Below are 26,761 nucleotides of genomic sequence, written 5' to 3'. Positions count from 1 at the left end.
GCTAGCCTCGGGGTGTGGTGCAACGACCGCCGGCCGGCACGATCCCCGACTCGCCCGGGTCCTACCAGTTCAAGGACGCACACGGCCGCGTGATCTACGTCGGCAAGGCCAAGTCGCTGCGCCAGCGGCTCTCGAACTACTTCCAGAACCCCCGCAACCTCCCGCCGCGCACGGCGCAGATGGTCGCCACGGCCGAGACCGTCGAGTGGATCCAGGTCCGCAACGACGTCGAGGCCCTCATGCTCGAGTACAACCTCATCAAGGAGCACCGGCCCCGCTTCAACGTCCGCCTGGTGGACGACAAGAGCTACCCGTTCCTCGCCATCACGATGTCGGATGACTGGCCCCGCGCCATGGTCATGCGGGGGTCGAAGCGCAAGGGCGTGCGCTACTGGGGCCCCTACGGCCACGCCTACGCCATCCGCGAGACGCTCGACCTGCTCCTGCGCACGTTCCCGATCCGCACGTGCTCCGACAACAAGTTCAGGCACCACGAACGCATCGGGCGCCCCTGCCTCCTCGGCCACATCGAGAAGTGCTCCGCCCCCTGCGTCGATGCGGTCTCGAAGGAGCGCTACGACGAGCTGGTCGAGGAGCTCAGCCGGTTCCTCGACGGCGACACCGACGAGGTCGTGAGGGATCTCGAGGCCCAGATGCGGGACGCGGCGGGCGAGCTCGAGTTCGAGCTGGCGGCGCGCCTGCGGGACCGCCTCGGCAGCGTCCGCAAGGCCATCGAGAAGCAGCAGATGGTCGCCGACCGCAGCGAGGACCTCGACGTGATCGGCATCGCCGACGACGAGCTCGAGGCCGCGGTGCAGGTGTTCTTCGTCCGTGGCGGCCGGGTCGTCGGGCGCAAGGGGTTCGTCATCGACAAGGTGGAGGACCTCACCGCCGAGGAGCTCGTCGGGAACGTGCTCGAGGGGCTCTACTACGACTACCCGCCGCTCGGCTTCCCGAAGGTGGTGCTCGTGCCCACCCCTTCCGAGGACGACGACCTCTACGAGCGGTGGCTGTGCGAGCTGCGCGGCTCGAAGGTCCAGGTCCGGGTGCCCCAGCGGGGCGACAAGCGCACCCTGCTCGAGACCGTCACACGCAACGCCTCCGAGGAGCTCGTCCGGCACCGGCTGCGCCGCGCGTCGGACCACAACGCGCGGGCCCAGGCCCTGAACGAGCTGCAGGAGCAGCTCGGCCTGCCCGAGGCGCCGCTGCGCATCGAGTGCTTCGACATGAGCCACATCCAGGGCACCGACTACGTGGGCTCGATGGTCGTCGTCGAGGACGGCCTCCCGAAGAAGAGCGAGTACCGGCGGTTCAAGATCCGCGACGTGGCCGGCAACGACGACTTCGCGGCCATGGAGGAGGTCCTCACCCGCCGCTTCCGCAACTACCTGCAGGAGCGGGAGACGCCGGTCTCGGAGCGGGAGGGCCGGTTCAGCTACCCGCCGAACCTCCTCGTCGTCGACGGCGGCAAGGGCCAGCTGAACGTCGCCGTCCGGGTGCTCCAGGAGCTCGGCCTGGACGACGAGATCCCGGTGGCCTCGCTGGCCAAGCAGTTCGAGGAGGTCTTCCTCCCTGGCCAGCCCGACCCGGTGCGCCTGCCGCGCCAGTCAGAGGCGCTCTACCTCCTCCAGCGGATCCGCGACGAGAGCCACCGCTTCGCCATCACCTACCACCGCCAGCTGCGTGGGAGGAGGATGACCAGATCCGTGCTCGACGACATCCCCGGTCTCGGTCCGACCCGCAAGAAGCGGCTCGTCAAGGAGTTGGGCGGCGTCACGGCGGTGAAGCGGGCGTCGCTCGACACCCTGAGGGGCTTGTCCTGGCTACCCGACGCCGTCGCCGACGCGATCTACGAGAAGGTCCACGGGCCACCGGCGTCCGGTGCTCAACCGAACGCAACCCGCCAGAGCGGTCCGTAGAGGACCAGGCCTGCGAACAGCCACAGCAGCGCAGCGCGCCACCGGCGGGCGAGCGTGCTGTCGGCCAGGGCCATCGTCACGAGGAGGCAGCCGAACCCGCCCACCGGGACGACGAGGTACGTGCCGGCGCAGAAGAAGAGGAGGGTCGCGGGACGCCACCACGTCCGGGCCGGAGGTAGCGGCGCGAGGTGGGTGGCGGCGATGGCGCTCTCGGTGACGACTGCGAACCAGGTCATCGCCACCGCCATCGTGCTGACGCGGGGGCCGAGGTCCAGCTGGGCGGTGCGCGCATCGGGAGCCGCCGCGTGCAAGGACGCAAGCTCGGCTTGATTGCGCTCGTAGGCGGTGGTGCTGACGCCGCCGAGGTGCCGGGTCACGAACTCGAACCGTTCGTCCGCGAGCAGCGTGTAGCGGAAGAAGTCCCCGTTGAGGAAGTCAGGGCTCATGATCTTCCACGCCACAGCGAAGCCGAACACGAGCCCGATGAGGAGCCGTGCAGAGCGACCGATGGCGCGGGTCGGGTCGGACGCGAGCAGGCAGACGCCGAGTGCGAGGCACCAGTAGGTGGTGACGACCACGTGGTTGTCGACGCCCTCCCAGGCGGTGATCTGCCGCAGGGCGAGAACCGCCCCGACGGCGAGCCACCACGCGGGGTGACGCGCCCAGGCCGGTCGCAGCAGCCCGACGACGAGGCCGCCGACGGCGAGGAGGAACACCGCAGGGTCCTCGTCGGTGTTGAGCACCACGACGACGAGGGTGAGCGTGCAGAGGAGGTCTGCGGTGGGGCCGGCGAGGAGCTCGCGCGGCCGAGGGATGAGCGACGCCCGGGTGGTGGTCGTCACGGGTTCGCCTCGACGGCGAGCATCCGCTCGGTCGCCAGGCCGAGGTGGTCACCGTCGCTGTCCTCGACGGTCAACCCCCAGACCTCGACGCGCATCGATGCCGACTCGGGCGCACCGATCTGTCGACGCCAGCGCCGGGCGAGCTCGTCGGCTCGTTCCTCGGTCGGCACGACGGCGAGCTCGAACGCAGCCCGCTCGAGGTCGGCTGGGATCGGCACCGCCGTCGTCGCGCCGTCTTCGACGATCCAGCCGCGCACTGTGCGCGTGGTCTCGCCGTCGATCTGAGCGAACATGCCGAAGCCCGCGCCCGACCAGGGTGACTGGTCGAGGACGTGCGCCCGAGCGATCTGGGTCAGCGCAACGGTGCTGAGCAGGAGCGGCACGAGCAGGGAGAGCGCGAGGTCGCGCCGGGGGCGACTGGTATGGCTCATGAGCTGGTGCGGATCGAGATCGAGGTCCGGATCGACGGACTGCCGCGGCGCGGCCGCAGTGTTGCGAAGAAGGGCAGGGCCGAGGCGGTCATCGCGCCGAAGGCCAGCAGCTCGAGGGTCGTGGCCGGGTCCATCCCGATGGTGAGCACCATGCCTCCGTGGATGGCGAGCATCGCAGCACCGGTCACGACGAGTGGCAGGCGTGCGAGCCACAGGGTCAGCGCGATGAAGAGCTCGGCCACGATCGTGGCGATCGCCGCCGCAGCAGTGAGCGCCGGTGGCGCACCACTGGGCCCGAACAACCAGGAGAGCTCCCATTCGACGCCGACCACCGAACCGGACAGGAACTCCGGGTTGAGCTTCCACAGGGCGCCGTAGAGGTAGACGCTCGAGATCTGGACCATGTGCAGGATCTCGGTCGGCTGGAGCACGTCGGCGTCCCCAGGGTCGCCGGCGAGGGCCAGGTAGCCCGTCAGCAGCGCCATGAGAGCGAGGTGATGGGACGCGTCCTGCCCTTCGATGGTGATGATCCACGCGAGGGCGCTGGCCATCGCCGCAGCCGCGCGCACGTGTCGACGGACCGCGATGATGAGGCCGAGCAGGATGAAGCACGCTGCGCTCGCCGGGTGGCTTCCGACCCAGGCGATCCCCTTGAGAGCGACCGCAGCCCCGAGGAGCTGGGACGATCGGCGGCGAGCGGTCAGCACTCCCAGACCTCCTCGATGCGATCGCCGACGATCCGCCGAACGGCGGCCGCGCCGGCGACCTGGCGGCAGAGGGTCCGGGGGAGATCGGGGCCTCGGTGCTGCGCGGCCGTCCAGCGGTCGAGTCGGTCGAGGTCGATGGTGTGGACGCCACCGGCCCCGTCGATCGTCTCGTATCGGATGTTCAGGTGCGCCGCGTCGGCGTACATCCGCCATCTGAGCTTCTCTGGACCGGCATCGGTGATGTGGAGGACCGCTGGACCGACGGCGATGGCGAGGATCGCTGCGGTCAGAGCGACGCGCCAGCGTGGCGGGAGGGATCGATGCGCGGCCTCGAGCGGATCGCCGATCGTCTGCCCGGTGCTCCTCACGGTGCTCCATCGGCACGTACGGGGCAGTCCTGAACGGGCCGTACGATCGGGTCCCGATGGACGCTCGTGAGTGGCTGGGCCTCGAACCCACGCACAACCCCAACCGCTGGATCCTCCCCGTCACGCCCGGCATCAGCACGCCGGGGAACTTCCTCTTCGGGGGGTGCGGGCTCGGCGCAGCGATCGCCGCCCTCGAAGGCACCACGGGTCGTCCGCTCATCTGGGCCACGGCCCAGTACCTGTCCTACGCCCAGCCGCCGTCGATCGTGGACATCGACGTGCGAGTCGCCGCCGCCGGCCGGTCGGTCACCCAGGCCCGTGCGGTGGCGCACGTCGGCGACACCGAGATCTTGACGGTCAACGCCGCCCTGGGGGAGCGCGACGTCGAGGCGTCCGGCCAGTGGGCCACGCGCCCCGACGTTGAACCGCCGGACGACTGCCCCCGACGTACTCGTCACCGCCACATGGAGGGTGACTGGATCATGAGCCGGCTCGAGGAGCGAGTCGCGCTCCGGGCCGACGGGTCCCACCTGGACGCGACCGTCGACGGTCGATCCGCCCTGTGGGTTCGCATGCCCGCCGGCGTCGACACGAGCGCGGCCACCCTCGGCGTTCTCGGTGACTTCGTCCCCGGGGGCATCGGCGCCACGCTCGCCCGCGACGCCGGCGGCAACAGCCTCGACAACACCATCCGCATCGCCCGTCCGGTGCCCACCGAGTGGATTCTGCTCGACATCCGCATCCACGCCATCGCCAACGGGTTCGCCCACGGCCTCGTGCACCAGTGGGCCGAGGACGGCACCCTGCTCGGCACCGCCAGCCAGTCCACGATCGTGAGGATCCGTGGCTGAGCACGACGAGGACCTCTGGGAGGCCCACGCCGGCTGGTGGCAGGACGGCTTCTCCGAGGGCGCCGACCCGGAGTACGAGGAACAGATCTTGCCCCTGGCGGCGGAGCACATGGCCGGGGCCGTCGACGTGCTCGACATCGGGTGCGGAGAGGGCCAGATCGCCCGCCTTGCCGTGCGAGGGGGAGCGCGGCGGGTCGTCGGCGTCGATCCCACATGGGCGCAGGTCGTCGAGGCCGAGCGGCGTGGAGGCGGCCCGGTCTACGCCCGCGCCGGTGCGGCCGCGCTGCCCTTCGCGGACGCCAGCTTCGACACCGCGGTGGCCTGCCTGGTGTTCGAGCACATCGTCGACGTGGACGACGCCATCGCCGAGGTCGCGCGGGTGCTCCGACCGGGCGGGCGGTTCCTGTTCTTCCTCAACCACCCGCTGCTCCAGACCCCGGGCAGCGGCTGGATCGACGACCAGATCCTCGACCCGCCCGAGCAGTACTGGAGGATCGGTCCCTACCTCGTCGAGGACGAATCGGTGGAGGAGGTGGAGAAGGACGTCTTCATCCCCTTCATCCACCGGCCGCTCAGCCGGTACGTCAACGCGCTCGCGGACGCGGGGCTCGTGCTCACACGGATGGAGGAGCCCGCGCCTCCGCCGGGGTTCCTCGCACGAGCGTCGGAGTACGAGGCGGCCGCGACGATCCCGCGCCTGCTCCTGCTGCGGTGCCGACGATCGGACTGAGCGGCCACTACGGTCGGGCACGTGAGCCCAGCGAGGTGCAGGCAGGACACGTGAGCGAGTTCATCGTCATCGCCGGGCTCTCCGGCGCCGGGCGGTCCGAGGCCGCGAACCACCTCGAGGACATGGCCTGGTTCGTCATCGACAACCTCCCGCCGCAGCTCATCCCGAAGGTCGCCGAGCTGGCCTCCACGCCGGGTGGCGAGTACGAGAAGGTGGCGCTCGCCGTCGGCACCGGCCCGGGGTTCGACGAGGTGCTCCCGGCCCTGCGGCAGGTGCGGGCCGGTCACACGCCCGTGCGCATCCTGTTCCTGGAGGCCACCACCGAGGTCCTCGTCCGTCGCTACGAGGGCACGCGGCGCCGTCACCCGCTCGGCGACGAGCTGGGTCTCGCCGACGCCATCGAGCGCGAGCGCACGCTGCTCGACCCGGTGAAGGCCGAGGCCGACGTGGTCGTCGACACATCGGACCTCAACGTGCACCAGCTCCGGGAGCGCCTCGTCGACCTCTTCGCCGCCGAGATCGACCCCGGTTCGCTCATGCGAACCCAGGTGATCTCGTTCGGGTACAAGAACGGGCTCCCGCTCGACGTCGACATGGTGATCGACTGCCGCTTCCTGCCCAACCCGCACTGGGTGGACGAGCTGCGCCCGTTGAGCGGGCTCGACGCCCCGGTGCGCGACTACGTCATGGAGCAGCCGCAGACCGCCGAGTTCATGGCCCGCCTCGACGACCTCTTCGAGCTCGTCCTCCCGGCGTTCGTGCGGGAGGGAAAGTCGTACCTCACCGTGGCGTTCGGCTGCACCGGGGGTCGGCACCGATCGGTCGCCCTGGCCGAGGCCATGGCCGAGCGCCTCGCCGCTCACGGCCACGCACCCACGGTGTCGCACCGCGACATCGACCGCTGACCCACCGGCCGACGCGTTGGCACGTCGTCACGCGACGTGGTCGGATAGGGCCTACATCACCCCCCAAGGAGGACATCGCCCATGAGCGTTCGTGTCGGGATCAACGGCTTCGGCCGGATCGGCCGCAACTTCTTCCGAGCGGCGAAGCAGCAGGGCGCCGACATCGACTTCGTGGCCGTGAACGACCTCGGTGACAAGGCCACCATGGCCCACCTCCTCCAGTACGACTCGGTGATGGGACGCCTCGATGCCACCGTCGAGTCCAACGACGACGGCCTCGTCGTCGACGGCGACCAGCTCAAGGTCCTCGCCGAGCGGGACCCGGCGAACCTGCCGTGGGGGGACCTCGGCGTCGACGTGGTCATCGAGTCCACCGGCTTCTTCACCGACCGCGACAAGGCCGCCGCGCACATCGATGCCGGCGCCCCGTACGTCATCGTCTCCGCTCCCTCGTCGGGCGCCGACGCCACCTTCGTGGTCGGCGTCAACGACGACACGTTCGACCCGGGCAGCCACAAGGTCATCTCCAACGCCTCGTGCACCACGAACTGCTTCGTGCCGATGATCAAGGTCCTCGACGACGCCTTCGGCGTGGAGAAGGGCCTCATGACCACGGTCCACGCCTACACCGGCGACCAGATGCTCGTCGACGGCCCCCACAAGGACCTCCGCCGGGCCCGCGCCGCGGCGATCAACATCGTCCCGACGGGCACCGGCGCCGCGCGTGCGACGGGCCTGGTGCTCGAGTCGATGCAGGGCAAGCTCGACGGCACCTCGCTGCGCGTGCCGGTCCCCACCGGTTCGATCACCGACTTCGTCGGCGTCCTCTCCAAGGACGTCACGGTCGACGAGGTGAACGCCGCCTACCGCGCGGCGGCGGAGAGCGGTCCGCTCGCCGGCGTCCTCACCTACTCCGAGGCGCCGATCGTCTCGTCCGACATCGTCGGCTCGCCCGCGTCCTGCACGTTCGACGCGCCGCTCACCATGGCCATGGGCAACCTCGTGAAGGTGCTCGGCTGGTACGACAACGAGTGGGGCTACTCGAACCGCCTCGTCGACCTCACCGTCACGGTCGGCTCGGCGAACCAGAGCTGATCGGGCGACCGTGAGCGTCCCCCGACTGGAGGACCTCGGCGACCTGGACGGTCGCCGGGTGCTCCTCCGCGCCGACTTCAACGTCCCGCTGCGCGACGGCGAGATCGCCGACGACCTGCGCATCCGTGCCGCGCTGCCCACCATTCAGTTCCTGCAGGAGCACGGGGCGCAGGTCACCGCCTGCACCCACCTGGGCCGTCCCAAGGGCGCGCCGGATCCGCAGTACTCGGTCGCGCCGGTGCGGGCCCGGCTCGCCGAGCTCGCACCCGGCGTCGAGCTGCTCGAGAACCTGCGGTTCGACCCGGGCGAGACGTCCGACGACCCGGCGTTCGTCCAGAGGCTGATCGAGGGCCAGGACCTCTACGTGAACGACGCCTTCGGCGCCTCGCACCGGGCCCACGCGTCGATCGTCGGTCCGCCGCGCTTCCTGCCCTCGGCGGCGGGGCGGCTGCTCGCGAAGGAGGTCGAGATCCTCGGCGGCCTGCGCGAGCAGCCCAAGCGGCCGTTCGTCGCCATCCTCGGCGGATCGAAGGTCTCCGACAAGCTCGGGGTGATCGAGGCGCTGATGGGCGTCGTCGACACCCTGCTCATCGGTGGGGGGATGTGCTTCACGTTCCTCGCCGCGCAGGGCCGGTCGGTGGGCTCGTCCCTCCTCGAGGAGGACCAGGTCGACACCTGCCGGCGGCTCCTCGAGTCGGGCAAGATCCACCTGCCGTCCGACATCACGGCCTTGGGCCCGGGCGGCAAGATCGGCGATCCCGACGCCGGGGGAGAGGTCCGCCAGGCGGGCACGAGCCTCCCGGACGGGTGGATGGGCCTCGACATCGGTCCCGGCACCGCCGCCGAGTTCGGCGACGTCATCGCCGAGGCCCGGACGATCTTCTGGAACGGCCCGATGGGCGTCTTCGAGGACCCGCGCTTCGCCGCCGGCACCCGCCACGTGGCCCAGGCCGTCGCCGACGCCAAGGGCTTCACGGTCGTCGGTGGCGGGGATTCGGCCGCCGCGGTCGCCGAGTTCGGGCTCGCAGGTGACATCGACCACATCTCGACGGGCGGCGGTGCGTCGCTCGAGCTGCTCGAGCAGGGCGACCTGCCGGGCCTGGAGGCCCTGAGGGGAGCCCCGAATGCCTGAGCCCAGGAAGCCGCTCATCAGTGGCAACTGGAAGATGCACCACAACCACTTCGAGGCCATCCAGACGGTCCAGAAGCTGGCGTACCGCCTCACGAAGGACGACTACGAGGCCGTCGACGTGTCCGTGCACCCGCCGTTCACCGACCTCCGCTCCATCCAGACCCTCCTGCAGAGCGAGGAGATCCCCGTCGCCCTCGGCGCCCAGAACTGCCACTGGGAGGAGAAGGGCGCGTTCACCGGCGAGGTGGCCCCCCCGATGCTCGCCAAGCTCGACGTCACCTACGTGATCGCCGGCCACTCCGAGCGCCGTGAGCTGTTCGGCGAGACCGACGACGTCGTCAACCAGAAGGTGCGGGCGATCGTGAAGAGCGAGATGACCCCGATCCTCTGCGTGGGGGAGACCCTCGAGGAGCGCGAGGCCGGCGGCACCGAGGACAAGGTGTCCGGCCAGGTGCGGGCCGGGTTGGCGGGGCTGAAGGCCGAGCAGGTCGGCGCGATGGTGATCGCGTACGAGCCGATCTGGGCGATCGGCACCGGCCGCACGGCCACGCCCGACGACGCCCAGGCCACGTGCGCCCTCGTGCGGGCGACGGTGCGGGAGGTCGCCGGGGGCGACGCCGCCGAGGCCGTGCGCATCCAGTACGGCGGGTCGGTGAAGCCGGGCAACGCCGCCGAGCTGATGGCCCAGCCCGACATCGACGGAGCGCTCGTCGGCGGCGCGAGCCTCGATGCTGACGACTTCGCCCGCATCGTCCAGTGGCGCCACGGCGACAGCTGAGCGCGTCGTTCGGTTAACGCCGTACGAACGACGCGGCGCGACGGGACGACCACCGGCCGACGTTCTGGTACCGTCTCACGAGTTGGGATTCCGGCGGGGGTCCCGGCGCCGCAGCACCAACACCCCGGCACGAGCTCCCCAGGCTCGCCCCGATCGTCCGCTCGGTCGATCACGGGCGCGCCCGGCGGTTCGGCACCGGATCCATGTCCCTGTTCCAAGGAGAACGACTACGTGCGCAGTCATCGAGCCCTCTGGAAGCTCTTGGCCCTGCTGCTCAGCTTCACCCTGATCGCCGCGGCGTGCGGCGGTGACGATGACGACGACGGCGGCGACGCCGGCGGCGACACCGACACCGAGACCACCGAGGCCGAGGGAGAGGACGGCGAGGGGGGCCCGACCTCGGGCACCGAGATCGTCTTCGCCGCCGAGCAGGAGCCGACCAACCTCAACTGGCTGACCGCTGCCGACAACGCAGCGTGGACGCAGTACATCATGAGCCTCGTCTGGCCGGGCGCCATCTACGGCGGCACCGACGGTGAGCTCGTGCAGAACGAGGACCTCGTCACCAGCATCGAGCTGACGAGCGAGGACCCGCAGGTGGTCACCTACGAGATCAATCCCGACGCCAACTGGAGCGACGGCGAGCCGATCACGGCCGACGACTTCGCCTTCATGTGGGAGGCCCAGCGCGACGCCGAGAGCGCGTACGCCCCGGCCGGCACCAACGGCTACGAGCTGATCGAGAGCGTCGAGGGCTCCGAGGACGGCAAGACCGTCACGGTCACCTTCACCGAGCCCTACGCCGACTGGCGTGCGCTGTTCGACTACGTGTTCCCCCGCCACGCCTTCGAGGCCGCCGGTGACGGCGACCCCGCCGTGGCCTGGACCGAGTCGTTCAAGCCCGAGAACCTCGACCCCGCCGAGGTCATCTCCGGCGGCCCGTACCTGGTCGAGTCCTACGACCAGGGCCAGAGCGTCGTGCTCGTGCGCAACGAGGACTACTTCGGTGAGCCCGCCGCCACCGAGCGCCTCGTCTTCCCGTTCATCACCGACGCCGCCCAGCAGCCGCAGGCCCTGGCCAACGGTGAGATCAACGGTGGCTTCCCGCAGGCCCAGCTCGACCTCCTCCAGCAGGTGGAGGGCATCGACAACGCCGAGTTCGAGATCGGCTTCGGCACCTTCTGGGAGCACCTCGACTTCAACCTCGAGAACCCGATCCTCGCCGAGCTCGAGGTCCGTCAGGCGATCGCCCTCGGTCTCGACCGCGCCGGCATCGTCGAGCGCATCCCCGGCCAGTTCTCCGACGAGGTCGAGGTCCTGAACAACCGCGTGTTCTTCCCCGGCGGCGCCAACTACGTCGACAACGCCGGCGAGTTCGCCACCCAGGACCAGGACGCCGCCCGTGAGGCGCTCGAGTCCGCTGGCTGGACCGAGGGTTCCGACGGCGTCTACGAGAAGGACGGCCAGCGCCTGTCGCTGCGGATCACCTGGCGTGACCCGAACCCGCGCCGTGAGCAGACCGCCCAGCTCATCCAGGACCAGCTGTCCGCCGTGGGCTTCGAGATCGAGCTCGCGCCGCAGCCGGACTTCAACTTCCTCGACGAGGGCAACTTCGACATCGCCCTCTTCGGCTGGACCGGTGGCCTGACCCTCGGCTCCCAGCGTTCGCTGTACACCTCGGGCGAGGGCCAGAACTTCGCCAAGTACAGCAACGAGGAGGTCGATTCGCTGCTCGCCGAGGCCGACGTGACCCTCGACGAGGACGCCCGTGTCGACCTGTACAACCAGGTCGACACCATCCTCTGGGAGGATCTCCCGACCCTCCCGCTGTTCCAGAACCCCGAGATCATCATGTGGACCGACGACGTCTCGGGCGTCCAGTACAACGGGTACCAGGGTCCGACCTGGAACGCCCCCACCTGGACGATCCAGTAGCGACCAGCTGTGCGTAGCGGGGCGGGGGCCGTCGTGCCCCCGCCCCGCCGTGCTCTACTGACCCTGTGATCGCGTTCATCGTCCGGCGCCTCGCCGTCTCGATCCCGCTCGTCCTCGCGTCGTCGTTCATCGTCTTCCTGCTGGTCGCGTCCGCCGCCGACCCGCTCGAGGAGCTGCGCCTCAACCCGCGCATCTCCGAGGAGGTGATCGAGGCCCGCGAGCGTGAGCTCAACCTCGACAAGCCCCTGTTCGAGCGCTACGGCATCTGGCTCGGAAACGCCGTGCAAGGTGACTTCGGCGAGGACAACCAGGGGAGCGACGTCGCGCCCCAGCTCACCCGCGCCCTCGGCACGACCCTCCGCCTGGTGATCGTCGCCATCTTCATCGCCGTCGTGCTGGCACTGATCGCCGGTGTCATCTCCGCCGTGCGCCAGTACTCGTGGTTCGACTACTCGTCGACCTTCGCCGCGTTCCTCTTCTACTCGCTGCCGGTCTTCTGGCTGGCGGTGCTCCTGAAGGAGTTCGCCGCCATCCGCCTGAACAACGTGCTCGAGGGGTGGGGGTTCAGCCGCTGGATCGCCACCGTCGGGTCGCAGTCGGCCACCTTCAACGGCAGCTTCATGGCCCGCATCGGCGACATCGCCGGTCACACGTTCCTGCCGGCGCTGACGCTCATCCTCGTGAGCTTCGCGGCGTACAGCCGCTACACCCGCTCGTCGATGCTCGAGACGCTGAACAGCGACTACGTGCGCACGGCCGAGGCCAAGGGCATCCCCCGCAGCCAGGTCATCCGCAAGCACGCCTTGCGCAACGCCTTGATACCGGTCACCACGGTGGTCGCCCTCGACTTCTCGGCGGTGATCGGCGGGGCCATCGTCACCGAGCGGGTGTTCAACTGGCGGGGGATGGGCACCCTGTTGATCGACGCGGTCACCGCGGCCGACGTCAACGTCGTCCAGGCGTGGCTGCTCGTGACCGCCATCGTCGTCGTCGTGTTCAACCTGCTCGCCGACGTGCTGTACGCCCTGCTCGACCCGAGGATCCGCCTTGACTGACGACCAGGACACCGAGCTCCCCGAGGAGCGCACACCGGGGCCTCCGGGCGTCGGCGTCGCGCCCCAGGCCGACGTGCCTGCGGCCGAGGACCCGGGCGTCCCGGCGTCGGGCCAGGTCGCCGGCGAGTTCACCATCCAGGCCCGCTCCGAGTGGCGGATGATCCTGCGCCGCTTCATGCGCCACCGCCTGGCGGTGGCCGCGGCGGTCATCCTCTTCCTCATCGTCGTCGGGTCGCTCGTCGGCGGCCGGTTCTGGACCTACTCCTACGACGAGATCACCGACAACTACTCGACCGGCCCGACCTGGCAGCACCCGATGGGCACCGACGGCGTCGGCCACGACGTCCTCGCCATGGTGCTGCGTGGTGCGCAGAAGTCGGTCCAGATCATGCTGCTGGTCGCCTTCTTCTCGACGACCTTCGGCGTCGCGATCGGCGCCATCGCCGGCTTCTACCGCGGGTTCGTCGACTCGCTGCTCATGCGGCTCGTCGACCTCGTGCTCACCATCCCGAGCCTCGCGGTGCTGCTCGTGCTGTCCCGCCGGGTGGTCGGTGGCGGTGGCGGCGGCTGGTTCTGGCTGGCGGTCATCATCGCCGCCCTGGTGTGGACCCAGATCGCCCGCATCGTCCGGGCCGAGGTGCTCTCGGTGCGGGAGAAGGAGTACATCGAGGCCGCTCGTGCGGCGGGGGCGAAGGACCGGCGCATCATCCTGCGCCACATCCTCCCGAACATCGTCGGTTCGATCATCGTGGCCGCCACGCTCACCATGGCCGCCGCGATCCTCATCGAGACGACGCTCTCCTACCTGGGCCTCGGTGTCCGGGTGCCCGACACCTCCCTCGGCCGGCTCGTGGCCGACGGGCAGACCGCGGCCCAGACCCGGCCGTGGCTCTTCTACTTCCCGGGGCTCGTGATCATCGTGATCGTCCTCTGCGTGAACTTCATCGGCGACGGCCTGCGCGACGCCTTCGACCCGAAGCAGACGCGGGTGCGGGCATGAGGTCGGTCGGGCCGCCGGAGCCGGTGTTCACCGACCACGACCACGTGCTCGAGGTCGAGGACCTCGAGGTCGACTTCCGCACCGAGGACGGCACGCTGCACGCCGTGCGGGGCGTGTCCTACGTCCTGCGCCGTGGCGAGGTGCTCGGCATCGTCGGCGAGTCCGGCTCGGGCAAGTCCGTCACGTCGCTGGCGATCATGGGGTTGCTGCCTCGCACCGCCACGGTGCGTGGCTCGGCGCGCCTCGAGGGCCAGGAGCTGCTCAACCAGCGCCGCCGGGACATCAACGCCGTGCGCGGCAAGACGATCTCGATGATCTTCCAGGACCCGATGACGAGCCTCAACCCCGTCCACCGGGTCGGGGAGCAGATCGCCGAGTCGATCCTGGCCCACCGCGACGTCACCAAGAAGGAGGCGCGCGAGGAGGCCGTCGCCACCCTCGCCCGGGTCGGCATCCCCCAGCCGGACCAGCGGGCCCGGTCCTACCCGCACGAGTTCTCGGGCGGCATGCGCCAGCGGGCGATGATCGCGATGGCGATGGCCAACGAGCCGGCGGTCGTGATCGCCGACGAGCCGACCACGGCGCTCGACGTCACCGTGCAGGCGCAGATCCTCGAGACGCTGATCGAGCAGAAGGAGCGGTCGAAGGCCGCCTTCGTGCTCATCACCCACGACCTCGGCGTCGTGGCCTCGATGGCCGACCGGGTGCTCGTGATGTACGCCGGCCGCCCGGTTGAGATCGGCACGATCGACCAGGTGTACGCCTCGCCCCGCATGCCCTACACGCTCGGCCTGCTCGGCTCGCTGCCCCGGGTCGACGTGGGGGAGCGCAAGCCGCTCACGCCGATCGCCGGCTCCCCGCCGTCGATGGTGAACCCGCTGCCGGGGTGCCCGTTCGCGCCGCGCTGCCCGCTCGCCACCGACCGGTGCCGGGTGGAGGAGCCGCCGCTGCGGGACATGGGCGACGGGCACCTCGCCGCCTGCCACTACGCCGAGCGGCTCGCCGAGCCCGGCATGGACTCGACGATCTTCATCGCCGGGCACGACAACGTCGACCGCGACCTGCCCGGCTACGACGAGGACGTCGCCACCGAGCACCTGCCGACCGACGCCACGGAGCTGGGACGATGACCGACACCGCCACCGGCGCCGAGCAGGCGCTGCCGGAGCGCGCCGAGGCGATCCTCTCGGTGCGCAACCTGGTGAAGGAGTTCCCGGTGCGGGGCGGCGGCGTGCTGCGTCGCACGGTCGGCCACGTCCACGCCGTGTCGGACATCTCGTTCGACATCGCCGAGGGCGAGACGTTGGGGCTCGTCGGCGAGTCCGGCTGTGGCAAGTCGACCACCGGCCGGTGCCTCCTGCGCCTGATCGAGCCGACCTCGGGGTCGGTGCGGTTCGAGGGGCGGGAGATCACCGAGATGGGCAGCCGGGAGATGCGTGAGCTCCGCAAGGAGATCCAGATCGTCTTCCAGGACCCGTACGCCTCGCTCGACCCCCGCATGCCGGTGAGCGAGATCGTGGCCGAGCCGCTGAAGATCCACGGCTTGTGGGACCGCGACGGCCGCAAGCGGGTCGCCGACCTCATCGAGCTGGTCGGCCTGAACCCCGAGCACGCCAACCGCTATCCCCACGAGTTCTCGGGCGGGCAGCGCCAGCGCATCGGCATCGCCCGGGCGCTGGCCCTGGAGCCGAAGGTGCTGGTGCTCGACGAGCCGGTGTCGGCGCTCGACGTGTCGATCCAGGCCGGCGTCGTGAACCTCCTGGTCGAGCTCCAGGAGCGGCTCGGGCTGAGCTACCTGTTCATCGCCCACGACCTCTCCGTCGTGCGCCACATCTCCGACCGGGTGGCGGTGATGTACCTGGGCCAGATCATGGAGATCGGCGACCGCAACGACATCTACGAGCGGCCGTCGCACCCCTACACCCAGGCGCTGCTGTCCGCGGTGCCGGTGCCCGACCCTTCGGTGGAGCGGCGCCGGCGGCGCATCGTGCTCGAGGGCGACGTGCCGAGCCCGACCAACCCACCGTCGGGGTGCCGGTTCCGCACCCGCTGCTGGAAGGCGACCGAGAAGTGCGCCGAGGAGACCCCGGCGCTCATCGACCGGGGGCAGGGCCACCCCGTCGCCTGCCACTACGCCGAGACCGCCGACGTGGTCTGAGCGGCTGATAGCCTCGCACGGTCCCCCACGGGGCCGTCTCGCACTCGTCCTGGAGCTTCCGTGTCCGTCCTCACCGCCATCATCGCCGTCGTCCACGTGCTCGTGAGCCTGGCGCTCATCGTGCTCGTCCTCCTCCACTCGGGGAAGGGCGGCGGCCTGTCGGACATGTTCGGTGGTGGTCTCGGTGCCACGGCAGCCGGCTCGACGGTGGTGGAGAAGAACCTCGACCGGCTCACCGTGTTCGCGTCGCTGATCTTCGCCCTGAGCACGTTCGGGTTGGCGCTCACCATCGACTGACCGGACCGAGGTCCGCGTCGGCTCGACAACCCCGCCGGAGTTTCGTGGGGTCGGCGGGGAGGCGCTAGAGTGCACGTCTCGCCGGGCAACCGGAGAGGCCACGTCGGAGTGGCGGAATAGGCAGACGCGCTAGCTTGAGGGGCTAGTGTCCGAAAGGACGTGGGGGTTCAAGTCCCCCCTCCGACACGACAAACCCGCAGGTCAGGGGATACGGCGGAACGGCTGGAGGGTCCGTTTGTCAGCGATTTGTCATCACCCGGACCAGGACACGGCGGAGTGGGTGGCGGTGGAACTCCGGCCCAGCGCTTGGAGAGCCGGTGCGTCGGGACGCCAGCCGCAATCCCGGTCAGGTTGCGAACGCGCCCGACGGTGGAGCGCCGCTTGGCGGCCAGCGCGGTTGACATGGTCGACAACCCCCGGCGCCGCCCATCCGACAGGTTCGTCTACACCTCGCCACCCGGACTGAGCGAAGTAGAGGCCCGTGCGGATCAAGAGCATCAAGGTTGCCAACCATCGGGCGGTTCCTGACCTCGACATCGAGGTACACAACCACCTCGTGCTCGTCGGACCGAACGAGTGCGGCAAGACCTCGCTGCTCGGATTGCTCGACGCCGTCCTCTCCGGCTCCCAAGCACAGCTCTACGGGTCCCTCGATCTCGAGGTACTGCGAGACGCATCGCTGCCGGCCGAGGTGACGGTCGTGTTTGTCGAGTTCAGCACCGATGAGCAGGCCGCGTTTGCAGATCAGATCCTGGTTCCGAGCGACCCCGAAGAGGACCCGACCCTGACGCTTCGTCTCGTCGTGCGTGCCGAACCAGGGAGCGAGGAGGTGGTCATCGAACGCGGGTTCCTCAAGCCCGGCCTGCCACTCAGGGCAACGTACGAGCAGCTCCAGTGGATCGGATGGGCGTATCTTCCCGCCGGCCGTTCGCCTGATCGCGAGCTGGGTCCCAACCGGCGATCAGCCGTCCGGGTGCTCCTCGGCGGGATCGACCTCGGTGACTCGGAGGAGGAGATCCGCGATGCCGTGACAGCGTTGCACGGCGTCATTGACTCAGCCGACGCGCTCGGCTCCCTTCGGGGGGAGATCGCCCAGGCCCTTGCCGGGCTCCTCCCGCGATCGGTCGCCGAAGAGGACGTTGTGCTCCGACTCCCGAATGCCGACGAGGTGGACCCGCTGGCTGACGTCGACCTGCACCTGCAGGACGCGGATGGTCGCAAGCGGTCACTCCGTCAGCAGAGCGACGGCGTGCGCGCCATGTCAACGGTCGCGGTCCAGCTCCTGACGAGAGGGACCGCATCGATCATCGCTGTCGACGAACCGGAGATTCACCTCCACCCGCGAGCACAGGCGCAGCTTGCGCGTCGGCTAAACGGCGCCGCGGGCCAGCGAGTCGTAGCCACGCACTCGCCAGCCGTCCTCGAGCGATTCTCTCCGCTCGACGTCGTGGCCTTCGTGCCGGGACGTGCTCCGCGACAGCTTGAGAGCCATCCCTTCGCCGACGAGCCAAAGCTGGCCGAGCACTGGTGGACCGCCGCAACCCTTGAGCCCGTGACAAGCAGGGCGGCCATCCTCGTTGAGGGGATCGCGGACCGAGTGCTGATCGAAGCAGTCGCGAGGGCGTGTGGGTACGACCTCGACCGGCTCGGGATCTTCGTCATGGAGCTCGGGGGGTCTGGTGCATTCGGGCCGTCGATCCGCCTCTTCGGGACCGATGGTTTCGGCGTGCCCTTGGCCGGATTGGTCGACGAGGCAGAGGCCGGCGACGTGGCGTCAGCATTGGGCGTCGCTGAGGCCGACATCGCATCGCACCGCTTCCAGGTCGCCAGACCTGATCTAGAGGGGGAATGCGTTGCGGGCCTCGGGGTCGGTGACCATCTCGCACTGCTGGTGGAGTCCGGTCACTACGAGGAGGAGCACGTCGTGAAGGGGTGCGGCGCGAGCTCTGCTTCGCTAATCGATCCCGACGACTATCTGGCCTGGTGTGGTCGGAAACGCAACAAGGTGCGCGTGGCTGTTGCCTTGGCCGCCGCGTTGACCGAGCCGGCAGCTCGCTCGCTTCGCCCGCTTCTGCAGGTGATCGAGGATGCCGTCGAGGCAGCGCAGAATGCCTAACGCAGGGAAGCCGGATTGGTACGTCAGCCACCCCATCGCTGAGACCCTGTTGACCGCGCCGCCGGGCTGCGGAAAGACCGAGGGCATTGCGCGATGGCTCCGAGTGCTGGTCGAGCGCGGTGAACTGCTGCCTCCGCGCCGGGCGCTCGGCCTGACATTCTCCAACAAGGCAAAGGCCAACCTCCGATCCCGGCTCCGGCGGGAGCTAGGACCGCGGTGGTGGCGATGGGCCACGGTCACGAACTTCCACGGTTGGGCCTTTCACCTCCACCAGCACCACTGCACATCGATCGGCCTCGACCCGCTAGAAATCGCGCCGCAGCGCGGCTGGCAGGCGACGACCACAAGGGCGATCTGCCGCGAGTACGAATGCGAAGAGGAAGAGCTCCAGCGGGTACTGCGCTCCTGCAAACTCGGTGCCTACGACGATGACACGGTGATCGAGAGGCTCGACGACTACGGCATGGGCGCGGCGCTCGCGTACGAGCAACGCATCCGCGAGGCAGGCCGGCGTGACTTCAACGACCTGATCCGACTCGGGCTGCTCGTCCTGGGGGAGCCCCGCGTTGTGTCCCTCTACCGCGAGCGATTCGCGGTGGTGGTAGTCGACGAGGTCCAGGACCTGTCCTTGGCCCAGTTCGACCTTGCGTCACCGATTGCGCCTGGCCGGACACTGTGGGCCGGCGACGCGGCGCAGGGGATCTATGGCTTCGCCGGTGCCCAACCAGACCTCGTCGTCGAGCGAATACGCGGGCGTGACGCTTGTGAGATCGAGCTGACAGCCTCGTACCGGTCGAGCCCACCGGTGCTCCGTGCTGTGAGCGCTCTCAGCAAGGCCCTCGGTGGGCAGGACGTGCGTGCCGCGTCCGAGGACGAATGGGAAGGGCGCGGGCGCCTGGTCTCCCTTCGGACCAAGGATGCTCGCCAGGAGGCCGATTGGGTCGCGGCCACCGTCGAGGACTGGATGGATGAGGACCCAGCACTGAGCGTCGGCGTGATTGCGCGGGCCAAGGGACGGCGCAAGTGGGTGGATGAGGAGATCCAGCGGAGGGGACTTCTCGCCGAGATTTGGGACTTCCCTGCGCACAGGCCGTCAATCGTCGAGCTGCTCGTTCGGCACCTTCCCTTGGTTGATCCCGCTCTCGACAGAGGTGAGGCAGTCGAGGACCTCTACCTTCGCTGCTACGTCGACATCGACGACTTGGACCTCGACTCGCAGGATGAGCTGAACGAGGTATTCGACACGATTGGTGAGCTCGTCGTTGAGATGTCCCTTGCCGACATTGTCAGCGGGATCCGCATCTCATCGAGCCCGGAGGACCCAGTCGGTCCTGGGCTGCACCTGCTGAACGGCCACGTCGGTAAGGGTCAGCAGTTCGATCGCGTGATCATCGTCGGTCTGGAGGAAGCGTTCCTTCCTCACTACCGAGCGATGAAGTCCGGACGTGCCGAAGACCTCGACGCGGAGCTCGCCGTGTTGCACGTGATGGCCTCGCGAGCGCGAGAGCAGCTCGTCGTCGCCACCTGCGAACTCGTCCCCAACTGGCAAGGCGAGAACCGCCGACGCGACCCAAGCCGGTGGTTCGGGCTCATCGAGGCTGAGGTAGACCAAGTGATCGACGCCCGCTGAGCTGGGTGGGCTGGGTGTCCGCCCTCTGCGAGCGGTGTCCGCGATCCCTGGCGTGAAGCTGGTGGGCCACCTCGATCCCGCAGCTACACTTCGGGGGCTAGAGAACGGCGAGGTGAGACCTCGGCCGGAGCGAGACCGGGGCCGTTCGCAAAAATTGGAGACCCAGGTTCGAGTCCTGGCACCACCCCGTGTGGTGTAGCTCAATGGGAAGAGCACCAATTTCCTCGCGTCATACGCCGCCCCCTTCGTGTAGGGAACCGGGGTCTCGCGTCCGCCGTGCGTTCCGCTGGCTGCGACGAGGGGCGAAGCTGCGCCCTGCGGTCCACTGCCCGGCTGCGATGGCAGCATCCAGCAGGTCTGTCTGGGTCATCGACGTGGTTCCGTAGAAGGCGGTGCCGTGTCCCAGGAGCCCGCGGATCCACTGGTCGCTTCCGGCGCTCTTCGACGAGACAGCCGAGTAGTCGGATCTGCAGATTTCTGCCCACTCGGTCGGTGTCAGGCCATCCCGGAGCAGCGTGTTGATGGTGCGGCCGAGAGCCTTGGTGGCTCCGAACGCAGCGAAGATGTCGAAAGTCGTGAAGCGGAGTCTCGGCATCGCGATCACATCGGCCGGCGCTCGCCTCGCGACCCGGTGCCATTCGGCTTCTGCTGGAGCGCTGATATCGGTCACTTGGTCTTGCAGCTCCGAGGAGATCGACCCACCAGAATGGATATGCGCGTTCCGCATCTCCCTGAGGAGGTGGAAGTGCTCCAGCGCGACCTCCGCCGAGCCCCTGGCCGGAACGGGTTGTCCAAGGGTCAGGTAGACGGCCTCGTGCATGTTCCATGCCCTGACGCGGTTCTTCGTGAGGTCGCTGTTGGTCCCAGGCGCTCTCCTGACGCGGCCCATCGTGTCGAGCATCTCCAGCACGGTCATGACGAAGTCCTCGTGGACGGCCAACGCGTACGGCACGGCAACAGCGCCGAGGTGGTGACCGGTATCGAGGAGTAGCTGCGTCGCTGCGTCGGTCCGAAGGTTGAAGTAGCTGATGTGTTCGACCCCGGGGAAGATCTCAGGGAGGAGCTGGCGAGAGCCGCTTGTGAGCTGAAGCGTGTGGGCTGCAAGCTTCGACCCCGCAAGGAGGGCCATCATCGCGTTGTTGGCCTGCTGCCGGGTCGCCTCGTACTGACGGAACTCGGGAAACTCCACCCAGGTCGATGACGTGCCGGTCATCTGGCCACGGTAGGCGCGGTCACTCGCGGCTGGGCGCGAGCGCTCCTCTGTCGGGCTCAGTACCTGCTCGTGAGTAGCCAGGTCATCGACCAAAGATCCTTGCCGCGACGCGGTCGGCCGCGTCCGACTGCATCGGCCTCGTCACGTGCGTGTAGATCTGGCTCGTGATGTGGGTGCTGCTGTGGTCGAGGCGGTCGCTCACGACGTGGATGTCGCTACCCTCCTCCAGGGCGAGGGTTGCCCACGTGTGGCGGAGGCCGTGGAGCTTTAGCCGCGGGAGCGGCTCGTCGGGGTGGGCCTTGTTGTAGGCCTCCTGCTTGCGGAGGAACTCGCGGCTGAACCGCTCGGGGTGGATCGGCGTGCCGTCGGGGCGAGTGAAGATCCAGCCGTCGTCGCGGTAGCCGCCGCCGAGGAGGCGCTTGATCGCCGCCTGGCGCTCGCGGTAGTTGGCGAGCATCTCGACGGTGCCCGGGTCGAGCGAGATCGTGTGACCGCCCTTCGTCTTCGGGAGGTCCTTCACCACGATGCGATGGTCGACCATGGCCACCTGGCGGGAGATGATCGCCGTGGCCGCATCGAGGTCGACGTCGTCCCACTTCAGCCGAGGACCTCGCCGCGGCGTGAGCCGCAGGTGGCCAGGAACAGCCACGCCGGCAGGTAGGGGCTGTCGGAGACGAAGTCGAGGAACCGGCCGAGCTGCTCGCCGGTCCATGTCGTGTGGCGACCCCGTCGGGTCGATGCCTGCGGCGGGGGAGTGGCCACCGCAGCGACGTTGCGGGTGACGCGGTTCCAGCGCAGGGCGTCGCGCAGTGCAGCGTGGATGATCGTGTGGACGTAGCGGACCATCCGGTTGCTCAGCCCGGGATCCTTCGGAGCGGGCTTCGGCTCCTGGGCTCGACGGTGAGCCGAGGCGACGGCGTGGCGGGTGATTCCAGCGAGGCCGGGGAACTGCTCAGCGACGGTGTCGGCCACCTGTTGCCACGTGTGGCCCTCCCCCTTGAGTCGGGCGATGAGGTCGAGCACGGCGGGATCGTGCCGCCGGACCGGTGAGCCCGGCGGTCGCCGGCCGGAGTCGAGGAGCGTCCGGTAGAGGGCGTTGAGGTCCATCGGCGTGAGCTGCTGGAGCCGGATGGCGCCGACGTAGGGGACGACGTGGAGCCGGATGTTCCGGGCGTAGCTGGCGTAGGTGCTCTCCTCGAGGGTCGGCGGGCGCTGGGTCGGTAGCCACTCGTCGGTGAGAAACTCGGCGACGGTGAGCCGGTCGGGCTGCACCCAGTTGCCGTTCGAGAGCGCAGCGAGGGCTTCGACCCTGGCAGTCTCCGCCTCCTTGCGGGTGGCGAACCCGCCCTTGGACTTCTGCCGACGCTCGCCGGCGCCGTCGGTGACGTAGAGGTAGTAGGTCCAGGTCGATCCGCGCTTGCGGACGTTGTTGCGGCTCGCGGCCATCGTCGTCTCCCGAAGGGGACAGCTCCGACCCCGTCGGTCGAAGCGCTGGGAAGGCGACGGACGAACCCCCGTCACGAGGGGCCCACCGGCCGAGCGGCCTGGCGGGTGCGGTCGCCATCGTCGCGCCGTGCGGTCGATCTGACCAGTCCCACCACCGACACGAGCCCGTGTCGCACATCGGGGACACGAATTCGGCAGGAACCTCAAATTTCTGCGCGAGATCCGGCCTGCTCAGGGGCCTACCTATGTGACGGGATCTCCGCGCCCGTCCGGAGGTCGCCATGCCCGCCGAACAGCTCCCTCTCCTGGGCCTCGACGTCGAGCTGCCGGCGCGGCGTTCGACGCGCCCGCGGGTACGCCGACCGAGCGTGGCTCGACCGTCCGGTCCCGAGCCCACCCCCGCGTTGGTGCCGGGCGAGGTGGTCGTCGAGCACCGCTACCCCGAAGCTCATGCGTTCCTGAGCGAGCACGGACCGGACGCCTTGGCCGTGCTGCACGTGCTGGCGGTTCGGGCTGAGGTGATCGACGGCCGACTCGTGGCGCGGGCCAGCACCCGGGGCGTGGCCGAGCAGCTCGGGTTCTTGTCCAAGGACAGCGCCCACCGTCGCCTCCGCCAGCTCCGCCGATCCGGCGTCCTCGACGCTCTCCCGTCGACCGGACCGATGGACCCGCCGTCCTACGTGCTCCACCTCGACGGCACCGGCATCTCCGTCACCCACGCCGACCCCTCCTGCTGAAGGAGCGACGCCGTGAACCGCACCACCGCGGCGCCAACGTCGCACCGATCGACAGACGAGTGCACGAGCTCGTGCGGGAGGCGGCCGTGACCGCCCGGGTGACCACGCTCAAGGGCCCCGACGCCGGCGCCTACTACGTCGACGTTCCCGGCGGCTACTACCTCGACGGCGACGAGCCGCCTGGCCAGTGGCTCGGCCTGGGTGCCGAGGCGCTGGGGCTGGCGGGCGAGGTTGACGACGACCACTTCCTCGCGCTCATGGACGGGCGGGACCCGATCGACGGCGCCCTGCTCGGCACCAGCCACCACGAACGCACCGTCCGAGGCTTCGACGTCACCTGCTCGGCGCCGAAGTCGGTGTCCGTCCTGTTCGCCATCGGCGACGAACGCGTCCGCAACGAGGTCCTCGACGCGCACGACGCAGCCGTCGCCGCGGCATTCGGTTGGATCGAGGACCACGCCCACTGCCGGTACCGCGTCGACGGGGAGATCTGGACCGTCGATGCCGACGGCCTGATCGCCGCCGCCTTTCGTCAGCACACCAGCCGAGCGCACGACCCCCAGGTCCACACCCACCTCGTCATCGTCAACCGGGTGATGGCCCCCGACGGTCGATGGCTGGCGCTCGACGCCCGCACCCTGAAGCACGACCAGCGCACCGTCTCGGCCCTCTACGCCGCCGGGCTCCGAGCCGAGCTGACCGGTCGGCTCGGCGTGCGTTGGAACGACGTCGAGAACGGCCAGGCCGAGATGGCCGACTCTCCCGAGGAGGTCCTCGACGCCTTCTCCCAGCGCACCAAGCAGATGACCCGCCGTATCGACGAGAAGACCGAGCGGTTCGTCGACGACCTCGGCCGTCGCCCGAGCCCTCGGGAGCGCTGGCGCATCGAACGGGAGGCAGCGACCGACAGCCGACCCACCAAGGCCAGCGCCGATGCGGCCGACCTCCACCAGGACTGGCACGACCAACTCGACGCCCTCGGCTATTCACCCGAGCGCTACCTCGACCGGGTCACCGGTCGGACCCGGCCGATCGAGGGCGACGCCGTCACCGATCGGGACACGGTGATGGCCGCCCTGTCCTCGCTGCGAGACACCCAGTCCGTGTGGCGCCCGGCCGAGATCACCCGCGAGATCGCCGCCGCCCTGCCGACCCGACTCGGTGGGACCGCTGGCGAGATCGTCGAGCGCGCCCAGCGCCTCGCGTCGCACGTCGAGGACGCGCTCAGCGTCGACATCTCGCAGACCGTCCCCGACCACGTTCCCGTCCGCGACGACGGACGGCCGGTCACCGAGGGAGCGCTCGACCGGATCCTCACCACCCCTCCATCCTCGACGAGGAGGAGCACATCCTCGACCTCACCCAGCGGTGGGCGGTGGAGGGCGGCAGTGACGTCCACGACCTCGACGGCGGCGACGCGCTGTCCGCAGTCCAGCAGCACGCGGCTGGGGTGGTGGCGGGGGAGCGGCGCCTGGTCCTGGTCGTCGGTCCGGCCGGCACCGGCAAGACCACTGCCATGCGCCCCGCTGTCGCTCACCTCCAGGACCGGGGCCGGCCGTGCTTCGGGGTCGCACCATCCGCGGCAGCGGCCGAGGTGCTCGCAGTCGACACCGGGATCGACGCCGACACCCTCGACAAGCTGCTCGTTGAGCACCGCCTCGACCGCCCACCCCAGCACCGCTACGACCTCCCTGTTGGCACCACGGTCGTCGTCGACGAGGCCGCGATGGTGCCCACACCGCGTCTGGCCGAGCTGATCGACCTGGCCGACCGCCGCGACTGGCGACTCGCCCTCGTCGGCGATCCGATGCAGTTCTCCGCCGTCGGCCGCTCCGGAATGTTCGGCTACCTGGTCGACACCATCGGCGCCGTCGAACTCGACCGGGTCCACCGCTTCGACGCGTCCTGGGAACGAGACGCCAGCCTCCGCCTCCGCCGCGGGGACACCGACGTCGTCGCCCTCTACGACCACCACGACCGCCTCCACGGCGGCACCGGCCGCCAGATGGCCAAGGCCACCGTCGCAGCTTGGCGACGCGCCACGGAGGCCGGCGAGACCGCGGCGATGATGGCCCCCACCCGGGCCGGCGTCGACGTGCTCAACGAGCTGGCTCAGCACGAGCGGATCGCTACCGGTGAGATCGACCTCCGCAGCCGCTCGGTGAAGGTCGGCACCAGTCGGGCGTTCGCCGGTGACCTGGTCGCCACCCGTCGCAACGACCGGACATTGCTCACCGACCAGGCCCACATGGTCAAGAACCGCGACCACTGGGCCGTCGAGGCCGTCCACGACGACGGCGGTCTCACCGTCGCCGGTCGCACCGGCCGGGTCGCCCTACCCGCTGACTACGTCGCCGCTCACGTCGAGCTGGCCTACGCCGAGACCAGCCACGCCACCCAGGGCCGCACCGTCGACCGCAGCTTCCTGTTCCTCGACGGACCCACCGGCACCAGCGGCATCTACGTCCCGCTCACCCGTGGCCGCACTACGAACGAGGCCTTCGTCGTGCTGAACGACGAGCGCACCGCCGCCGAGGTCATTGCCGAAGCCGTCGCCCGGACCTGGATCGACCAGCCCGCGAACGCGCTGCGCCTCGACCGACCCAAGTCGCGGGCCAGCCGCGGCGACGGCCACCGGGACAACGCGATTCGACCGCGGCATGCCATCCCGTCGGCGCCGCTCCCCGAGCGAGAGCTACGAGCTCTCGTCGGTCGAGCAGCGTCTCATTGCGCATCGGCCGAGCGGATCAGTTGGCGACTCCGCGACCACGACCGAGCGCTCGCTGACCTCGCCGGTCGCAAGGAGGTACTGCGCGACCAGATCCGGCGTGCCCGAGCCTGTCTCGCCGATGCGACACGGACACTCGGCGAGCACGACCGCCCCCTCCACCGTCGACACCATCGCTCGGCGATCGAGAACGCGAAGCGCGAGGTCCGGGTGCTACCGGGACAGATCGACGAGATGGAGACCGAGCTCAGCGAGCTGCCCAACGAGGTCGAGGCCGCTCGTTCCGCTCGTGAGCAGACCGTTCGTCTCGACGGGGCGGTACGGCGTGGCGAACCCGAGCGCGTCGAGCAGGCGATCGAGGCCGACGCCCGCGCCCGAGGCATGTCGGCCGCAGACCAGCCGACGCCGCTCCTCGTCGCCCGCCTCGGTCCCGTACCCAATGATCCGGCTGCACGCGAGCGATGGGTCGCGGCCGCAGGGCGCGTCGCCCAACACCGTGCCCTCTGGGATCTCCCCGAGACCACGCTCGTCGGATCGCTCCCGCTGGTCGGCCAGGCCGACCACGAGGTCACCTACTACGCCGCCAACCGAGCGATCGCCGCGCTCGGGGAGGTCGTCGAGCTGCCACGACGGAGCCTCGATCGTGACGCTCCAGGCCTCTCGCTGTGACCTCTGCACCGCCCAGTCG

The 26,761-nt window shown here is 69.7% G+C and carries 24 protein-coding genes, 1 tRNA gene and 1 pseudogene; 19 read left to right on the top strand and 7 right to left on the bottom strand.

Going from position 1 to position 26,761, the window contains the following annotated elements; translation table 11 throughout:
• Window positions 1-17 precede the first annotated feature (17 nt).
• The gene (gene uvrC, locus GH723_RS10335; RefSeq protein WP_153759570.1) at window positions 18-1,919 is read left to right on the top strand and encodes an excinuclease ABC subunit UvrC; all 1,902 of its coding nucleotides are present in this window, start codon (window positions 18-20) and stop codon (window positions 1,917-1,919) included.
• Here uvrC and GH723_RS10330 read toward each other — a convergent pair.
• Genes GH723_RS10330 through GH723_RS10315 form a run of 4 tightly spaced genes read right to left on the bottom strand, consistent with a single transcriptional unit; the run spans window position 1,886 to window position 4,267 of the window.
• The gene (locus GH723_RS10330; RefSeq protein WP_153759569.1) at window positions 1,886-2,761 is read right to left on the bottom strand and encodes a hypothetical protein; all 876 of its coding nucleotides are present in this window, start codon (window positions 2,759-2,761) and stop codon (window positions 1,886-1,888) included. The genes uvrC and GH723_RS10330 overlap by 34 nt on opposite strands.
• Window positions 2,758-3,192 carry a hypothetical protein gene (locus tag GH723_RS10325; protein ID WP_153759568.1) on the bottom strand — a complete coding sequence of 145 codons (435 nt, stop codon included), beginning with the start codon at window positions 3,190-3,192 and terminating at the stop codon, window positions 2,758-2,760. The genes GH723_RS10330 and GH723_RS10325 overlap by 4 nt, the downstream gene beginning before the upstream one ends.
• On the bottom strand, window positions 3,189-3,899 hold the full coding sequence (locus GH723_RS10320) for a hypothetical protein (RefSeq protein WP_153759567.1): 711 nt from the start codon (window positions 3,897-3,899) through the stop codon (window positions 3,189-3,191). Before GH723_RS10320 ends, GH723_RS10325 begins: the two co-directional genes overlap by 4 nt.
• A complete protein-coding gene (locus GH723_RS10315) occupies window positions 3,893-4,267 on the bottom strand; it encodes a hypothetical protein (RefSeq protein WP_153759566.1) in 375 nt (124 codons plus the stop codon). Before GH723_RS10315 ends, GH723_RS10320 begins: the two co-directional genes overlap by 7 nt.
• Window positions 4,268-4,323: 56 nt before the next feature.
• Here GH723_RS10315 and GH723_RS10310 point away from each other — a divergent pair, with 56 nt between their 5' ends.
• The 15 genes from GH723_RS10310 to GH723_RS10240 all read left to right on the top strand — a co-directional run bounded on the left by GH723_RS10310 (window position 4,324) and on the right by GH723_RS10240 (window position 19,949).
• Window positions 4,324-5,118 (top strand): acyl-CoA thioesterase, encoded by a 795-nt coding sequence (locus GH723_RS10310; RefSeq protein WP_153759565.1) that lies wholly within the window; start codon window positions 4,324-4,326, stop codon window positions 5,116-5,118.
• Entirely contained in the window at window positions 5,111-5,848 is a 738-nt protein-coding gene (locus GH723_RS10305) for a class I SAM-dependent methyltransferase (RefSeq protein WP_153759564.1), read from the top strand. The genes GH723_RS10310 and GH723_RS10305 overlap by 8 nt, the downstream gene beginning before the upstream one ends.
• 50 nt (window positions 5,849-5,898) lie before the next feature.
• Window positions 5,899-6,753 carry an RNase adapter RapZ gene (gene rapZ, locus GH723_RS10300; protein ID WP_153759563.1) on the top strand — a complete coding sequence of 285 codons (855 nt, stop codon included), beginning with the start codon at window positions 5,899-5,901 and terminating at the stop codon, window positions 6,751-6,753.
• An 81-nt stretch (window positions 6,754-6,834) separates the two neighbouring features.
• Entirely contained in the window at window positions 6,835-7,848 is a 1,014-nt protein-coding gene (gene gap, locus GH723_RS10295; protein ID WP_153759562.1) for a type I glyceraldehyde-3-phosphate dehydrogenase, read from the top strand.
• 10 nt (window positions 7,849-7,858) lie between these two features.
• Window positions 7,859-8,980 (top strand): phosphoglycerate kinase, encoded by a 1,122-nt coding sequence (locus GH723_RS10290; protein WP_153759561.1) that lies wholly within the window; start codon window positions 7,859-7,861, stop codon window positions 8,978-8,980.
• Entirely contained in the window at window positions 8,973-9,758 is a 786-nt protein-coding gene (gene tpiA / locus GH723_RS10285; RefSeq protein WP_153759560.1) for a triose-phosphate isomerase, read from the top strand. Before GH723_RS10290 ends, tpiA begins: the two co-directional genes overlap by 8 nt.
• A 231-nt stretch (window positions 9,759-9,989) precedes the next feature.
• Window positions 9,990-11,693, top strand: coding sequence for an ABC transporter family substrate-binding protein (locus GH723_RS10280; protein ID WP_153759559.1), 1,704 nt, complete (start codon window positions 9,990-9,992; stop codon window positions 11,691-11,693).
• A gap of 65 nt (window positions 11,694-11,758) precedes the next feature.
• On the top strand, window positions 11,759-12,748 hold the full coding sequence (locus GH723_RS10275) for an ABC transporter permease (RefSeq protein WP_153759558.1): 990 nt from the start codon (window positions 11,759-11,761) through the stop codon (window positions 12,746-12,748).
• Window positions 12,741-13,748 (top strand): ABC transporter permease, encoded by a 1,008-nt coding sequence (locus GH723_RS10270; protein ID WP_229022769.1) that lies wholly within the window; start codon window positions 12,741-12,743, stop codon window positions 13,746-13,748. Before GH723_RS10275 ends, GH723_RS10270 begins: the two co-directional genes overlap by 8 nt.
• On the top strand, window positions 13,745-14,878 hold the full coding sequence (locus GH723_RS10265; RefSeq protein ID WP_153759557.1) for an ABC transporter ATP-binding protein: 1,134 nt from the start codon (window positions 13,745-13,747) through the stop codon (window positions 14,876-14,878). Before GH723_RS10270 ends, GH723_RS10265 begins: the two co-directional genes overlap by 4 nt.
• Window positions 14,875-15,906, top strand: coding sequence for an ABC transporter ATP-binding protein (locus GH723_RS10260; protein WP_153759556.1), 1,032 nt, complete (start codon window positions 14,875-14,877; stop codon window positions 15,904-15,906). The genes GH723_RS10265 and GH723_RS10260 overlap by 4 nt, the downstream gene beginning before the upstream one ends.
• A gap of 60 nt (window positions 15,907-15,966) precedes the next feature.
• Window positions 15,967-16,203 (top strand): preprotein translocase subunit SecG, encoded by a 237-nt coding sequence (gene secG / locus GH723_RS10255; RefSeq protein ID WP_153759555.1) that lies wholly within the window; start codon window positions 15,967-15,969, stop codon window positions 16,201-16,203.
• A gap of 102 nt (window positions 16,204-16,305) precedes the next feature.
• Window positions 16,306-16,389: transfer RNA gene (locus tag GH723_RS10250), tRNA-Leu, on the top strand.
• A 295-nt stretch (window positions 16,390-16,684) separates the two neighbouring features.
• Entirely contained in the window at window positions 16,685-18,319 is a 1,635-nt protein-coding gene (locus GH723_RS10245) for an ATP-dependent nuclease (protein ID WP_153759554.1), read from the top strand.
• Complete coding sequence (locus tag GH723_RS10240) at window positions 18,312-19,949, top strand: UvrD-helicase domain-containing protein (RefSeq protein ID WP_195210236.1); 1,638 nt, start codon at window positions 18,312-18,314, stop codon at window positions 19,947-19,949. Before GH723_RS10245 ends, GH723_RS10240 begins: the two co-directional genes overlap by 8 nt.
• 229 nt (window positions 19,950-20,178) lie before the next feature.
• On the opposite strand, the gene GH723_RS10235 is transcribed toward GH723_RS10240, so the two are convergent.
• The 3 genes from GH723_RS10235 to GH723_RS10225 all read right to left on the bottom strand — a co-directional run bounded on the left by GH723_RS10235 (window position 20,179) and on the right by GH723_RS10225 (window position 22,608).
• Complete coding sequence (locus GH723_RS10235) at window positions 20,179-21,162, bottom strand: hypothetical protein (protein WP_153759552.1); 984 nt, start codon at window positions 21,160-21,162, stop codon at window positions 20,179-20,181.
• Between the two features lie 82 nt (window positions 21,163-21,244).
• Entirely contained in the window at window positions 21,245-21,811 is a 567-nt protein-coding gene (locus tag GH723_RS10230) for a tyrosine-type recombinase/integrase (RefSeq protein WP_195210235.1), read from the bottom strand.
• A complete protein-coding gene (locus GH723_RS10225; RefSeq protein WP_153759550.1) occupies window positions 21,760-22,608 on the bottom strand; it encodes a tyrosine-type recombinase/integrase in 849 nt (282 codons plus the stop codon). Before GH723_RS10225 ends, GH723_RS10230 begins: the two co-directional genes overlap by 52 nt.
• Window positions 22,609-22,976: 368 nt before the next feature.
• Here GH723_RS10225 and GH723_RS10220 point away from each other — a divergent pair, with 368 nt between their 5' ends.
• The 3 genes and pseudogenes from GH723_RS10220 to GH723_RS10210 all read left to right on the top strand — a co-directional run bounded on the left by GH723_RS10220 (window position 22,977) and on the right by GH723_RS10210 (window position 26,742).
• A complete protein-coding gene (locus GH723_RS10220) occupies window positions 22,977-23,345 on the top strand; it encodes a hypothetical protein (protein WP_153759549.1) in 369 nt (122 codons plus the stop codon).
• Window positions 23,346-23,404: 59 nt separating this feature from the next.
• Window positions 23,405-24,319 (top strand): annotated as a pseudogene (gene mobF, locus GH723_RS18820) (MobF family relaxase); the annotation flags it as partial.
• A gap of 131 nt (window positions 24,320-24,450) precedes the next feature.
• The gene (locus GH723_RS10210) at window positions 24,451-26,742 is read left to right on the top strand and encodes an ATP-dependent DNA helicase (RefSeq protein ID WP_153759548.1); all 2,292 of its coding nucleotides are present in this window, start codon (window positions 24,451-24,453) and stop codon (window positions 26,740-26,742) included.
• Window positions 26,743-26,761 lie beyond the last annotated feature (19 nt).

Origin of the sequence: Actinomarinicola tropica, assembly GCF_009650215.1 — a bacterium.
GTDB classification, from domain to species: domain Bacteria; phylum Actinomycetota; class Acidimicrobiia; order Acidimicrobiales; family SKKL01; genus Actinomarinicola; species Actinomarinicola tropica.
Note: the sequence above shows the minus strand (reverse complement) of the source record. Positions and strands in the feature narration are given on the sequence as shown.

Bases quoted from the DNA above. Each gene is read 5' to 3' on its own strand.
- GH723_RS10325 (WP_153759568.1), bottom strand. From the start codon at position 3,192: ATGAGCCATACCAGTCGCCCCCGGCGCGACCTCGCGCTCTCCCTGCTC.
- GH723_RS10310 (WP_153759565.1), top strand. From the start codon at position 4,324: ATGGACGCTCGTGAGTGGCTGGGCCTCGAACCCACGCACAACCCCAAC.
- gap (WP_153759562.1), top strand. From the start codon at position 6,835: ATGAGCGTTCGTGTCGGGATCAACGGCTTCGGCCGGATCGGCCGCAAC.
- tpiA (WP_153759560.1), top strand. From the start codon at position 8,973: ATGCCTGAGCCCAGGAAGCCGCTCATCAGTGGCAACTGGAAGATGCAC.
- GH723_RS10265 (WP_153759557.1), top strand. From the start codon at position 13,745: ATGAGGTCGGTCGGGCCGCCGGAGCCGGTGTTCACCGACCACGACCAC.
- GH723_RS10260 (WP_153759556.1), top strand. From the start codon at position 14,875: ATGACCGACACCGCCACCGGCGCCGAGCAGGCGCTGCCGGAGCGCGCC.
- GH723_RS10240 (WP_195210236.1), top strand. From the start codon at position 18,312: ATGCCTAACGCAGGGAAGCCGGATTGGTACGTCAGCCACCCCATCGCT.
- GH723_RS10235 (WP_153759552.1), bottom strand. From the start codon at position 21,162: ATGACCGGCACGTCATCGACCTGGGTGGAGTTTCCCGAGTTCCGTCAG.
- GH723_RS10225 (WP_153759550.1), bottom strand. From the start codon at position 22,608: ATGGCCGCGAGCCGCAACAACGTCCGCAAGCGCGGATCGACCTGGACC.